Source organism: Microcystis sp. M083S1, assembly GCF_020246405.1.
In the GTDB taxonomy this organism is placed as follows: Bacteria; Cyanobacteriota; Cyanobacteriia; order Cyanobacteriales; family Microcystaceae; genus Microcystis; species Microcystis aeruginosa_C.
Genome location: NZ_JADBTB010000032.1, coordinates 1 through 14,092, shown reverse-complemented (window position 1 = coordinate 14,092; position 14,092 = coordinate 1). Strand labels below are relative to the sequence as shown.

Below are 14,092 nucleotides of genomic sequence, written 5' to 3'. Positions count from 1 at the left end.
CCTTAACGACAAATTCCCAAGGAAAAAAGCCCTAAATCATGGAGATTTGGAGATAGGAAAATTTTGCATTGGTCTTAATCGTAAGCCTGGCAATCCCGATCATATCAGGTTGGGGACAGGAAAATTTATCGGGGTTGTTCGATCGCTCCGGGTTGTGCGGGCATTTCACTCACCGCTTTTTGATAGCCGAAGTAAGAACCTATAATAATTCCAGCACCAAAACCAATCCCTAGGTAAGGCAAAATTACACTGAGGGGAAAAGAGGAGTGTCTCTGATGAGATAGAGTCTCAGCAGCTTCAGTTAACTCCTCCCGTTTCTCTAGGGCTTTTTCTTCGGTTGTTTCAGAGTCTTCCAGTTAAATTTCCGCCACGGCTCTTTCGATTAAACGACGAGCCAGGGTTTGAATGCCAGTATGTTCATAGTAATTAGTCGTCATATCGAGGAATGCCCCGACATATACCAATTTATCGGCAGAAAAGTCGATAAATCCCTGGATTTTGCTCAATAATCCCTGCTGGCTCAAACTGCGATCGCTGACAAAACCACTCATCCAACCTTTAGTGGAGTCGAAACTTTGACCGATAAAGTCTAATTTTCTGGCAGTATTTCCCCCCGGAATCAATTCTTTAATACTGCCGAAAGTGGAGTTAGATTCTAATTCTTCCGGCCTGAGAATGCTCAGGCTCGATTCCACTTTGCGGATAAAACTGCCCCCCAGAGGGATTAAACCATCCAAACAAACTAACGCCGCCATCCGCATCAAGGATTCGCCGCTATAATCTCCTAGGGAAGCGACGAAATCCCCGATACTATCCCCCGGAATGCCATTAATTTGACAAAAAGCGACTAATTCGGTCACTAATTTCAGGGTTAGATCGATGGTTTGCGCTTTTTCGGGAGCAGGGGTTAATCTTTCGATTAAACCGCCCATGAGGGGAATTTTACCACCGACGGCATTAGCAAGAGAGGCGGCGGCTAGGGCATTATCGGCGCTGTCGATGGTTTGGTAGAGCCAAAGCGCCCGTTGATAGCCCTGGGATTTATCATTAAACAACCAAACGGCTCGATCGCCAATCTGTTGGATCATGCTTTCGTCGGTTTCACCAGTGACTTTGATAATCGTATTTTTAAACCCGACTAGGTTATCCCACTCTCCCGGCACCACATAATCAAGGGTTTTGAGAACTTTGACGGTGAGATTATTAGTCGGTAATTCGTCCACCAGTTCAAAAATTGGCTTACTCACGGATGTCTCCTTACTTTAATTTTGCTAGACCATCTAAATCGAACTTAGCTAACCAAGCTTGGCGATCGCTGGCGGTAAAATCCGCATCCCGCGATAAAACCTTGACTTGATAGCGATTATTGACTAAAACGGCGGTGGCGGTTGCACCCTGTTTCACAGAGGGAAAACCTTTAATCGTGGTTTGACTGTCTTGGAATTTATTGGCCGCCGCGGGATTATTGCTAATGTCAGATATGGCTAACATAGCCACAACTTTGCCATTTTGCTTCAGTTTTGCCTCGGCAAAGCCTTTTTTTTCCTGGGTATAGACGCGCTCGTATCCTCCCCCAGAAGGCGGGAAAAACCGATTAAAACTGCCGCCAGAGGTGGATTCTTTCACCACTGCCGCCGCCCCGCGAGCGGTACTTTCTTGTTGCGCTTGGTCAAATTGTGAGGGAGCTTTAGCACAGGAGGTTACTAGCAAAAGTACCGCTAATACCCCTGCTATCAAGATTTTGCCAAATCGAAAGCTCATAGTTCTCTTAATTAAAACTTACTAATGTTTGTTTGTAGTATATCTCTCGCTTATTGCTGATTATTGTTAAGTTTTTCTAGATTCTCTCACACCAGACCGAAAAAAAACAGAAAATCAGCAAAATTCGAGTCAATAACTAATTTTTAGGAGTACATCTCAATATTACCTCAAGGGGTGACAAAGAGGTTTAAAGGTAGGCAGGATAAAGACTCTAGCCAAATGTCCCCCAAAGAAATAGAGTGGTTATGGCAACCACTCAAAAATTTAAAATGTTACCATCATTCTATCAGGCTTGTTTACAAGCTAATCTGAGCGAAGCACAATATCTTACCCTGCAAATCCTCATACTGCTCTTACTCTCGTCACAGAACGGTACAATTAGAGAGATTAGCTGCCCTATTTCCTCAACCAATTACCTTTGAAAGCAGAAGAATAAATTTACAGAGGTTTCTTAAGTTACCGCAATTAAGGGTGAAATTGTTATGGTTTCCGCTAATTAAACACATTATTAAGCAAGAGTTTAGCCGAAAAAATAAAAATCGACATCAAAGAAGAAAACTGAAAAAACTTAGGCATCTAGGACATCTGTTATTGGTAATCGACAGAACGGATTGGAAAGGAAGAAATTTATTTGTAGCCAGTGTTATTTGTGGAAAAAGAGCCTTACCTGTGTACTGGATATTGCTAGATAAAAAAGGAAGTAGTAATCTGGGGGAACAAAAAAAATTTCTGAAGCCTGTGTTAAAAATCTTAAAATGTTATCCAGTCGTCGTGATCGGTGATCGAGAATTTCAGAGTGTTCAACTAGGAAAGTGGCTAGACGAAAAGGGTATAGCCTTTATTATGAGGCAAAAGAAGGGAACATCTTTGCTGTTATCAGGTGAAGACAAATATCAACCTCTAAAAGCTCTGGATATTCCACCAGGGACTGAGCAGTTTTTCTCAGGAATTTATTATACATATTCTCATAAACTTGGACCTTTTAATTTGGCAACTCGCGGTCAGAGACGCTATCGTAGTAAACAAGCCGAAGCTCCCTGGTATCTTCTTACTAATCTTGACTCTTTAGAGAAGACTTTAAAGTTATATGAATCTCGTTTTGGCATTGAAGCTATGTTCAAAGATTGTAAAACGGGAGGTTATAATATCGAGAAGACTAAAGTTAGTGAACCTCGCTTTTTAGCTCTTGTTTTATTGATTGCTATCGCCTATTCTTTAAATACGATACGGGGTCAAGAACTCAATATTTTACCCCACCGTGTTTATATTTGTCGCCTCAAAGAATCTAGTCGTTCTGCTGAAAGACATAGTGATTTTTGGATAGGTACTTATGGTACTTTTTGGGTTGAGTCGATGGATACTTTCTCGGAACTTGCCTTTTCTTTGATCCGCCTCAAACCCCAGAAAAACCCTTATTTCTCCAAAGGGTTAACGGCTATGAGCCTTATAAAGCAAGCTTTTTAACTGTTCTGTCACCCCTTGAGCAATATTACAGAAATATCCACTGCCGAGAAATTATCGGTTTTCAATTAATACAAATGTATGAACAACCGCGTGTAAGCATCTCGCGTTTGCGGGTGCGATTTGTTTCTAGTCCAAGAATAGCCTAAATCCCTGATAGGGTAGGGCGTAAAGCTAGGGTGGGAATGGTAGAGAGAAAACCACAACTACCCATAACTGATAATTGGATGTAGGTAGGGCTGGCTGAATATCAGTGGAAACCCTGCTGGAAAAGGGTTTTGGGCTTTTTTTCCAGAAAAGTGTCAGAAACAAAGGTTGAGAAATCGAGCCGAGGGACTCAAAACCCTTGCACTTCCGCTCTTTGATCGCCAGATAAAATTCAGAAACTAAGCGACTAAACTACAATTTTACCAACTGTGTGGCTTCTGGATTCGCTCTGGGAACTTATTCGGCAAATTATAAGTATAAATACTTATTTCTTGGGTGAGATGATCCCTCTCATTAGTTCCTGTAGGATGGGAGCATCTGGTTCTGGCTCTGTTGAATCTCAAGTGAAACAAATTGGTTTTTGTCTTAAAATTACTGGTGCAAGTTGGAATTCTGGCAATGTACCGCAAGTCCTCCGTCATCGCTGTGCCTATCCGAATGGTTCTCTTTTTTAACTTCTTTATTTACCTCATTAACTCCATGTGCAACTAATTTTTTAATCTTGATTTACAACTGACGGTGCGCTCATTTTCCACATATAGTGTTTTTGGATTAAGCTATCCACTGCCTGTAGTGGCATAAGTTGAACTAATACCACTACGGGTAGGTTTGATCAGTCATTGAAACACTACCTATAGTGATTCCCGAACCGAGAGTACAAGGCTTTCAGAAATCAGCACAATCAGATTAACGTCTAGAACTCTGATTCTGTAGTTCTGAGTTGCACATTTCGTTTATTATTAAGCATAAATGCTTATTGACAATATGAGATGATGCCTGTAAAGTCGCGGACAAAATAATCAGGCGTTGCCGAATCAAGGTATGAATGCTAACTGTGCATCGTATGCAAAAGTTAGTTTCGGTCGAGGTTTTAAACATCCCACAAAAGAAGCGATGATGATTCATGATTCTTTAACTATCATACATATTCTCCGCGAACGAGCGGAAAAACGACCCCGAGAGCGAGTGTATACTTTTCTGGCCGATGGAGAAACCGAGTCGAGCCATCTGACCTATGAGAGTTTAGATCGACAGGCGCGGGTGATCGCTGGTGAACTTCAGAAAAGAACCGTCCGTGGCGAACGGGCCCTGCTGCTTTACCCTGCGGGACTAGAATTTATCGCCGCCTTTTTCGGATGCCTGTACGCTGGAGTGATTGCGGTTCCCGCCTATCCTCCCCGGGCTAATCGCTCGATGAACCGACTCCTCTCGATTACCTCCGACGCGCAGGCTACCGTCATCCTGACTACGGCATCCCTACAACCGACGATCAAACAGTGGTTAGCGCAGACTCCAGCCTTGAGTGAAGTGAGTTGTCTAGCCACCGAGATCCTCGACGAACGGGGAGCCGAGGACTGGGGAGAGGTCGCCATCGCCAGTCAGGATCTAGCCTTTCTCCAGTATACTTCTGGTTCGACGGGAACGCCCAAGGGGGTCATGGTGAGTCACGGCAACATCGTACACAACTCGGAGTCGATCCGGCGATCCTTTGAACTGACCCCAGAAAGTGTCTCGGTGACTTGGTTACCCAGTTTTCACGACATGGGCCTGATCGATGGAGTCCTGCAACCAGTCTACACGGGATTTCCTGCGGTGATTATTCCCCCGGTGCACTTTCTCATGCGACCGATGCGCTGGTTACGGGCGATTGATCGCTATCGAGCCACCCATTCCGGCGGCGCGAACTCGGCCTACGATCTCTGTACCCGCAAGCTCTCCACACCGGAGGCGGAATCACTGGATCTGAGCAGTTGGCTCAGTGCTTATAACGGTTCCGAGCCAGTACGACGCACCACCCTAGAACGGTTTACCGCTAAATTTGCAGTCAGTGGATTCCGCCCGCATTTCTTCTATCCCTGTTATGGTCTCGCCGAGTCCACGCTCATGGTATCCGGCGGTCGGCTCCCCGCTCCTCCAGTCTATGTGCGGGTGCGACCAGAAGACCTACAGGAAGGTCGGATCGTTCCGAACCCCAGCGAGGGGCTAGATTTGGTGGGTTGCGGACAAGCCTGGCTAGAGACAGAGATCGCCATCGTCGATCCAACCACCCTAACCCGTTGTCCATCGGGGCGGGTGGGCGAGATCTGGGTAGGTGGGGGATCGGTGGCTCAGGGCTACTGGCAGCGTCCTTCCCAAACGGAACAAACCTTTCAAGCCTACTTAGCGGACACTGGCGAGGGGCCTTTCCTCCGGACCGGCGACCTAGGTTTTCTTGAGGATAACGAACTATTCGTCACGGGACGGATCAAGGATGTCATTATCCTCATGGGTCGCAATTACTATCCCCAAGATATCGAACTCACCGTCGAACAAAGTCATCCCGCCCTGCGGCCAGGATTGGGGGCCGCCTTCGCCGTGACCGGGGAAGACGATCGGGAACGGCTAGTGGTGGTTCAGGAAGTGGAGCGTAGTTATCTCCGGGGTCTTGATCGCCAAGCGGTGATCCGGCAGATACGGGAGGCGGTCGCCAGGCATCATGATTTACAGGTACATAAAGTGGTGTTGATTAAAACTGGAAGTATTCCCAAAACTTCGAGCGGTAAAATCCAACGTCACGCCTGCCGGAAACAGTTTCTCTCGGGAACCCTAGAGGAGATCGGACAGGAGAAAGAAACTTCGAGCCCTTCTCCCGAATCCCTGGCGGGATTAGAGGTCTAATAACAGTGTAAACAGCAGATTTGCTATTAGAAAACTTGAATGTAAACAGGAGCGGAATATGACAGAAGCCGTCGAAAAACTGCCAGAAAATCCCCCGCCGCTCTCGGGGAAATCGCCGAGAATCACCCTGAATAACCCCCGTTTAGTCTCAATTCAGCGCACTAGAGTACTGCTATTCAATCTCCTCGCTGTCGGGGGATGTCTGGGCTCTCTCTTTCTAGTCTGGCGCGGGGAGGTGAGCGCTCTCGATATCGGTCTGCTGGTAGGAATGTATATTCTGACCATGACTGGAATTACCGTCGGCTATCACCGCTATCTAGCCCACAAGGCTTTTGAAGCCCATCCCGCCGTAGCGGCGAGCCTTACCGTTCTCGGCGCCATGGCTGGTCAGGGGCCGCCAATCTACTGGGTCGCCAATCACCGACGACATCACCAGTACAGCGATCAACCGGGTGATCCCCATTCGCCGCACTTTCAAGGAGAGCGGGCTTTGAAGACCCTACCTGGTCTCTGGCACGCCCATCTCGGCTGGCTCTTCGACAAGGAGATCACCAACGCTTCCGTATTTGCGAAAGACCTATTGAAAGATCCCGCAATCGTGAAACTCAATCACCGCTATATGACTTGGTTGATCTTGGGATGGGTGATCCCCGCATTGATCGGCGGGATCGTGACCGGTACTTGGTGGGGATTGCTGTCAGGATTCTGGTGGGGAGGGATCACCCGACTCTTCCTATCGATGAACGGGGGTTACGCGATCAATTCCATCACCCATGTCTACGGGAGTCGTCCCTTTCAGACAAGGGAAAAAAGCACTAACCAGATGCTGGTCGGAGTTCTGACCCTAGGAGAAGGATGGCATAACAATCATCACGCTTTCCCAAACTCGGCTAAATTCGGTCTGGAGTGGTGGCAATGGGACTTCGGGTATTGGGTGATCCGGGCTCTAGAGAGCGGCGGTGTGATCTGGGGGGTGAAAGCCCCGTCCTCGGAGGCGATCGAGGCGAAAAAATCCACGGTACAGGAGGTTTAAAACCATGCTTGAACAACCGAATCTATCTACGCTCCCCGCAACGGGAAAAACCGAGCGGGAAATCCAAGAATGGCTCATCGCCTATCTAATCGATTTTCTGGAAGTGGCAGAAGACGATATTGATCTCGAAGCGTCCTTCGATAGTTACGCGCTAGATTCTACCGCCGCCGTTAGTATGACCGCAGATCTGGCAGATTGGTTGGGCTACGAACTAGAACCGAGTCTCTCCTGGGAGTATCCGAGCGTTCGCGCTATGGCTAGATATTTAGCGAGCGTGTAGTGTTCCCCACTTTCCCCTGGCGCTCGGACATCGCGAGCCTTCCCCCCAGTTTATCCCCGCCACCAAAGATTTCTATGAAAGTTTCTGAGCCGCTCGAACCCGCTAGAAAGATAATTTTTAATCCTTTTCTCGCTAGTTTCAAGAGCGATCCCTACCCGACCTACCATCGCCTCCAGGAGAGCGATCCCGTACATAAAAGCTCGCTCAACGGAGCCTGGGTACTGACCCGATACGCCGATATCAAGAAAGTTCTCCGCGATCCGAGGTTTCGCGCGGAACAGTTGTCCGGAAGGATCTCCGCCAAAAGTGTAGTACCCAGAGCCGCCGGGGATTTCGCCGCCTTGGCGATCGCTACGGGAACTTGGTTATTGTTCCTCGATCCCCCCGACCATACCCGACTCCGGAGTCTGGTCGGCAAAGCCTTCTCGTCGGCCGAGGTGGAGCGTTTGCGGGGCCAGATCCGGGAGATGGTGAACCAACTACTCGATCAGGTCAAAGACCGCGAGCGGCTGGATCTGATCGGCGATCTCGCCGCTCCCCTGCCGGTGATGGTCATCGCCAAGATGCTCGGCCTGCCCGCCGCCGATCTAGACAAGCTCCGTCATTGGGCGGATGAACTCTCCAGGGTAGTCGATCCCCTGCGCTCGCTCGGCGATTACGAGTACCTCAACGAGGTAGCTGGAGAAATGATCGATTACTTCCGACGACTGATCGGAGAACGACGGCTCGCTCTCGGCGAGGATCGTCTCAGCGCCCTGATCACAGCCCGCGAACAGGAGGACAAACTAAGTGAGAACGAACTGTTGTCGATCTGTATTTTTCTCTTTGTAGCCGGGGAAGAAACAACGGTTAACCTGATCGGTAACGGGATGTTAGCCCTCTTACGTTCCCCGGAACAGATGGGCCAACTGCAACGACACCTAGAACTAATCCCTACCGCAGTAGAAGAATTCCTGCGCTATGACAGTCCCGCACAATTTACCAGCCGGGTCGCCGCCGAGGATATTGAGTTGGGGGGAAAAACGATCGGTGCAGGCGAACTCGTCTATCTTTGTCTCGGGGCTGCCAACCGCGATCCCGCCCAGTTTGCCGACCCCGATCACCTCGATCTAGCCCGTTCGGACAATCGCCATCTCGCTTTCGCTGACGGTATCCATTACTGTCTAGGGAGTATCCTGGCACGTCTCGAAGGCCAGATCGCCATCGAGGCGATCGTGCGAACCTTTCCCGACCTAAAACTCTCCCCGGATCCGTTAGAGTGGCGGGAAAACATTATTCTGAGGGGTTTGAAATCCCTGCCTGTTACCACCGGATAAACTAATTTTTTCTGTTAGATGAAGCGATGATAACTGATAGAGAACCAATTGCGGTAATCGGGATCGGATGCCGTTTCCCCAGTTCCCCCACTCCTGAAGCATTCTGGGAAAATCTCCGCAACGGGATCGATACGGTGTCCGCAGTACCAGGCGATCGCCCAGAACTGGCCGCCTTGAGTACAGTCCCCCTAGATGATCCCGATGATCGCTCCTACCGATGGGGGGGGTTTCTGGAGGGAATCGATCGGTTCGACCCGAAATTTTTCGGTATCCATCCCCAAGAAGCCCCTAGTCTCGATCCCAAACAGCGCCTATTTCTGGAAGTCGCGTGGGAAGCCCTAGAGGACGCGGGACAGATTCCCGAACGACTCGCCGGTTCCCCGGTGGGGGTATTCGTCGGGGTCTCCAGTGTCGATTACTACGCTCTTCTGATGAATCAGCCCGAACAGGTCGATGGCTACACGGTTCCCAATAACTCGAACTGTATCATCGCTAACCGTCTCTCCTACACGCTCGATCTAACTGGACCGAGCCTGGCGATCGATACAGCCTGCTCCTCCTCCTTGGTGGCCGTCCATCTCGCCTGTCAGAGTTTACGAATGGGAGAATGCTGCCTAGCGATTGTCGGTGGGGTAAACGTGAATTTACTGCCAGGCGTGTGGCTCGGTTTATCCCGAGGTGGCATGATCTCCCCAAACGGTCGCTGTCGGTCTTTTGACGCGTCCGCCAATGGTTACGCGCGGAGCGAGGGTGCGGGGGTGTTGATCTTGAAGCCCCTATCTAGGGCGATCGCCGAGGGTGATCGGGTATACGCCTCGATTCGGGCCAGCGCGACCAACCAGAACGGCCGCGGCCAGCGTTTAACCGCTCCCAACCCCAAGGCCCAGGAAACCCTTCTCCGCCAAGTGTACGATCGGGCGGGCATTTCCCCCTCCCGAGTTCAGTACATCGAGGCCAACGGAACCGGCACGGTACTGGGGGACTACATGGAACTGAAAGCCCTAGGCGAATTTTTCTCTAGCGAGGATTCCTCGATGCCTCCCCGCGCCGTCGGGACGGTCAAAACTAATATCGGCCACGCGGAGGGTGCGTCCGGGATGGCCGGGCTGATTAAAGTGATTCTCTCCCTGTGGCATCGACAGATCCCGCCCAGTTTACATTTCCGAGAACCGAATCCCCACGTCCGTTTCGATCGTCTGCCGCTCGCCATCCACACCCATCTCACCGAGTGGCCCGAGAGCGAAGAACCAGCGATCGCTGGGATTAACTCCTTCGGTTTTGGCGGTACGAACGCCCATCTGGTGATCGAGGAGAGGCCAGCCCGACTATCGGCTCCGTCTCCGTCAGAGCGCCCCCTCGAGATACTGACCCTTGGCGCAAAAACGGAAGCAGCCCTGCGGGAACTGGCCCTGTGCTATCACGAGTTTTTGTCGGCTCACCCGGAACTTTCCCTCGCCGATGTTTGTTTCTCCGCCAATACTGGGCGATCGCCATTTGATCACCGTCTGGCGATCGTGGCGGACTCCCTCGAACAACTCGGCGATCGCCTGCACCTTTTCGCAACGGGCCACCCTGGTCAGGGCATCATTCACGGCAAAATCAATCGCCGTCGGCCGGCCAAAGTCGCTTTCTGGTTCCCCGGCCAGGAAAATCCCCGAGTCGGCACTGGCGATAATCTCTATCGCACCCAGTCCACTTTCCGCTCGGCCCTAGCACACTGCGAGCGAATTTTACTTCCCTATCTAGAAAAACCGCTTCTTTCCCTCCTCTACCCCGAAGATGATCGAGAAGCCCCCGATACCTTCCCTCGTTATACCCCCGTCCTCAGTTTCGCCCTAGAATACGCCCTCGCCGAAGTCTGGAAATCCTGGGGGATCGTTGCCGAGGCGTCGCTCGGTTACGGCATCGGCGAGGCGATCGCCGCCTGCCTGACAGGAACCGTAAGTTTAGAGACAATCCTTCCCGCCATCGCCACGGGAGAGTACCAGGAAACCCCCAGGACGGGACGGGCGGAAAAACTGGCCGAACTCGCCGGGACAGAATGCGATCTCTATCTGGAAATCGGTCGGCACTGGGAATTTCCCGCAACTGACCCAAAACTTCCCGGAACTTGGCTTTCCAGTTGGCAAGACGCTTGCTCGGAATGGGAATCCCTGCTTCTCTGTTTAGCCCACCTACACACCAGGGGGATCGGGATCGATTGGTCGGCCTTTGAGGGAGATCGCCCGAGACAGCGTCTATCTCTACCCACCTATCCCTTCCAGCGTCAGCGCTATTGGATCGAGACGGAGGAAGTAAAAGGGGATTTCGCACGACCAGTAGAGGATTCGGTTTGCCGAACCCTCTCCAGCTCCCCCGGACAAGAGCTAGAGGAAATGTATGTCGCTCCCAGAGATCGATGGGAAGCGGAACTGATCGAGATTTGGGAAAACACCTTACACCTACGACCGATCGGCATTCACAATAACTTTTTTGAATTGGGAGGCGATTCTAAACTGATCGCCAGTCTTCTCGTAGCGATCGAAAAAACCTACGGCAGACAATTTCCCCTCGCCCTTCTCTACGAGGCCCCGACCATCGAACAACTAGCTGCGATTCTTCGCCAAGAAAATTGGTCGGTTCCCCGGAAGTCCCTAGTGCCGATCCAGCCGAATGGCTCCCGCCCTCCCCTATTCGGTATCCACGTTCTCGGCAAAGGTCTGAAAACCTATCGTTCCCTCCTACCCTATCTCGGAGCGGAACAGCCCGTGTACGGACTACACTACCGCTTGGGAGTTGTCCCTACCGAGCGATACGCCGAAGCGCTCACTACCGTCCCCGATCTGGCCGCTCACTATATCCAAGAAATGCAACTCTTACAACCGAAAGGGCCCTATCATTTATGCGGCCATTCTTTCGGTGGTTTTGTCGCCTTCGAGATGGCTCGACAATTGCAAGATCGCGGGGAGCCGGTCGCCCTCCTGATTCTCTTCGATACCATCGTTCCCGACTCTTTCAAGCGTCTTTCCCTCGCCAAACGAATCCTACAGCATTGGCAGAGCGTCCGACACTCCGGAACGAATTACATCACGCAAAAAATCCGCGGCAAAGCTTACCAGTTGATCCGCAAAAGCAAGCAGTCCTCTAGCCACCGTAACACGCTACTTTTAGAGAAACCAGCCCCCGCAATCGTCGTTCGTGCTGACGCAGACGATCCGGGCTTGCAGATGTTATCCGATCATACCCAGATGGCCGAAAAGTACCTACAAGAGCTGCCGACCTATTCCGGGAAAGTCACTTTCTTTCAAGCTTTGGAACAACCGCTCGGTCAGGGATGGTATATCGAGGAAAAATTCGGCTGGGGGAAATTCGCGGTGGGAGAATGGGAATCACACCTTATTTCTGGTAACCACAAAACTATGTTCCACGAACCGCACGTCCAGAAGTTGGGTGAAACCTTAAAATCCTGTTTGGATAACCTGCCCTAGATCTCTAAATTTTATCCCAATTTCTCCTTAATTTTTGTAATTATTTTCCCCCTCGAATTATGCGATTTAATCCTTTTATATTCCAAGCCGATTCCTATCCGATCTACCGCCAGCTACGCACCGAAGATCCCATCCATAAAAGCTTTACAGGAGCTTGGGTACTGACTCGCTACGCGGATATAAAATTCGTTCTTCAAGATCCTCGTTTTCATGCCGATCGCGTCCCAGAACGTATCGCCAAAGGGAGTCAGCGCATCGATACCCACGAGTTTCAAATGATGACGGAAAACCTACAAAAATGGTTTGTATTTTTGAATCCTCCCGATCACACCCGCTTGCGATCGGTCGCCAGTAAAGCCCTCGTCTATTGGACGACCGATCGCCTTCGTCCTTTTTTACAGGAGACCGTCGATCGGTTACTCGATAACTTCCGCCAGCAAGGAACGATGGAGGTGATCAATGATTTCGCCCGTCCCCTCTCAAAAGCCCTGATGGGGAGAATGTTCCAACTACCTGAACCCGATCACGATCGCCTTCACTACTGGACGGACGAGCTATTCTATCAAATTTTTGAACCGATGCTCTCTCTCGATGGGTACAAAAATCTTAATCAAGTCTCTCTAGACTTGATCGAATATTTCAAAGTGCTCATTAATGATCGAAAAAACAACTTACAGGATGATTTACTCAGCGATCTTATTACGGCGAGAGAGCGAGGGGAAAAGTTAGAGGAAGAGGATTTACTATCGATCTGCGTTCTTTTAATAAGTGGCGGACAAACTACCGGGATTAATTTAATCGGCAACGGAGTACTCTCTTTACTCCGTAATCCCGAACAGCTAGAAAAACTCCAACAACATCCTGAACTGATTCACAGTGCCGTCGAAGAGTTATTGCGCTATGAAGGACCGACCCAAATGATCGCCAGAGAAGCGGCGGAAAGAGTTGAGATCGATGGTAAAGTTATCGAGCCAGGGGAATTAGTATATCTCTATCTAGCCTCCGCTAATCGTGATCCAGAACAATTTCCCGATCCGGATCGACTCGATATCACCCGAGGGGAAAAGAGTCGTCATCTTTCCTTCGGAGCGGGAATTCATTATTGTGTCGGTGCCACTCAAGGACGCACTCAAGGACAGATCGCCATTAATAGCCTAGTCCAACAGATACCCGATATCCAACTACAAAACGAACCAATCGAATGGCGTAAGAGTATCGTGCACCGTGGACTCAAAGCTCTTCACCTTACTTGCAAATTGTAAATAACTTTCGAGAATCTCTTATGAGGGAGCATCTCACCTTTGTAACCCCTAAATCAGGTTTTTATGTCAAGCTATTTTGAAAGCCTTGCTAGAAACCAGTTTTATGGATAAGTATAATTACTCACTTGCATAAATGAGATGCTCCCCTCTTATGACTACTGTTTACTTACATATAGGGATGCCAAAGACAGGCTCAACTTCTTTGCAAAAATTCCTTTTTGCAAACCGAATTCAATTATTAGAAGAAGGATATTTATATCCGATCACTGACACGAAAAAAATTGGTCAAATATGGGATCGTTATTCTCATATAGCATTTACATTTGAGACGTGGAAACCGATTTCTGAACAGGGTAAGAGCATCTCAATTAGGCTTGACAAAAGGCTTTCAGCACAGCCATCATATAGTTAGGGTTTGCTGAAAAAGTCATTGAAAAGTACAGGTCTCTTAATCAATGATTTCACTTAGCTACAAGCATAAGCTTTAGTTGTTGATTAATTTTTAATTTATAACTTATCCTAATCATTGACCGAGAAAAAGTGCTGTTTTTCCATTTCAGACATAAAAAAGCCCAAAAAACCTGCCTCAACAGGTTAGAAAGATTCATGACTAAAAAAGTAATAGCAATCGCTGAAAAGGAAGTATG

The 14,092-nt window shown here is 49.5% G+C and carries 8 protein-coding genes and 3 pseudogenes; 8 read left to right on the top strand and 3 right to left on the bottom strand.

Annotated features, from left to right (window positions below; translation table 11 throughout):
• Positions 1 to 356 precede the first annotated feature (356 nt).
• Together IM450_RS03015 and IM450_RS03010 are read right to left on the bottom strand one after the other, a co-directional pair.
• Positions 357 to 1,247 (bottom strand): hypothetical protein, encoded by an 891-nt coding sequence (locus IM450_RS03015; protein WP_287670888.1) that lies wholly within the window; start codon positions 1,245 to 1,247, stop codon positions 357 to 359.
• A 10-nt stretch (positions 1,248 to 1,257) separates the two neighbouring features.
• Positions 1,258 to 1,761 (bottom strand): hypothetical protein, encoded by a 504-nt coding sequence (locus IM450_RS03010; protein ID WP_002799848.1) that lies wholly within the window; start codon positions 1,759 to 1,761, stop codon positions 1,258 to 1,260.
• A gap of 269 nt (positions 1,762 to 2,030) precedes the next feature.
• On the opposite strand from IM450_RS03010, the pseudogene IM450_RS03005 reads away from it, so the two are divergent.
• From IM450_RS03005 to IM450_RS02970, 8 genes and pseudogenes are all read left to right on the top strand, one after another.
• Positions 2,031 to 3,225, top strand: a pseudogene (locus IM450_RS03005) (IS4 family transposase).
• Positions 3,226 to 3,749: 524 nt separating this feature from the next.
• Positions 3,750 to 3,884 (top strand): annotated as a pseudogene (locus tag IM450_RS03000) (ISKra4 family transposase); the annotation flags it as partial.
• 367 nt (positions 3,885 to 4,251) lie between these two features.
• Positions 4,252 to 6,087 carry a fatty acyl-AMP ligase gene (locus IM450_RS02995; RefSeq protein ID WP_287670890.1) on the top strand — a complete coding sequence of 612 codons (1,836 nt, stop codon included), beginning with the start codon at positions 4,252 to 4,254 and terminating at the stop codon, positions 6,085 to 6,087.
• Between the two features lie 58 nt (positions 6,088 to 6,145).
• Positions 6,146 to 7,120: an acyl-CoA desaturase gene (locus IM450_RS02990; protein WP_287670892.1), complete on the top strand. Its 975-nt coding sequence runs from the start codon at positions 6,146 to 6,148 to the stop codon at positions 7,118 to 7,120.
• Between the two features lie 4 nt (positions 7,121 to 7,124).
• Complete coding sequence (locus tag IM450_RS02985; RefSeq protein WP_002799842.1) at positions 7,125 to 7,400, top strand: acyl carrier protein; 276 nt, start codon at positions 7,125 to 7,127, stop codon at positions 7,398 to 7,400.
• Positions 7,401 to 7,474: 74 nt separating this feature from the next.
• Positions 7,475 to 8,716 carry a cytochrome P450 gene (locus IM450_RS02980; protein ID WP_002799841.1) on the top strand — a complete coding sequence of 414 codons (1,242 nt, stop codon included), beginning with the start codon at positions 7,475 to 7,477 and terminating at the stop codon, positions 8,714 to 8,716.
• Positions 8,717 to 8,742: 26 nt separating this feature from the next.
• Positions 8,743 to 12,183, top strand: a complete 3,441-nt coding sequence (locus IM450_RS02975) for a type I polyketide synthase (protein WP_287670895.1) — start codon at positions 8,743 to 8,745, stop codon at positions 12,181 to 12,183.
• 59 nt (positions 12,184 to 12,242) lie between these two features.
• Entirely contained in the window at positions 12,243 to 13,445 is a 1,203-nt protein-coding gene (locus tag IM450_RS02970) for a cytochrome P450 (protein WP_287670897.1), read from the top strand.
• Between the two features lie 461 nt (positions 13,446 to 13,906).
• On the opposite strand, the pseudogene IM450_RS02965 reads toward IM450_RS02970, so the two are convergent.
• Positions 13,907 to 14,092, bottom strand: a pseudogene (locus IM450_RS02965) (IS5/IS1182 family transposase); the annotation flags it as partial.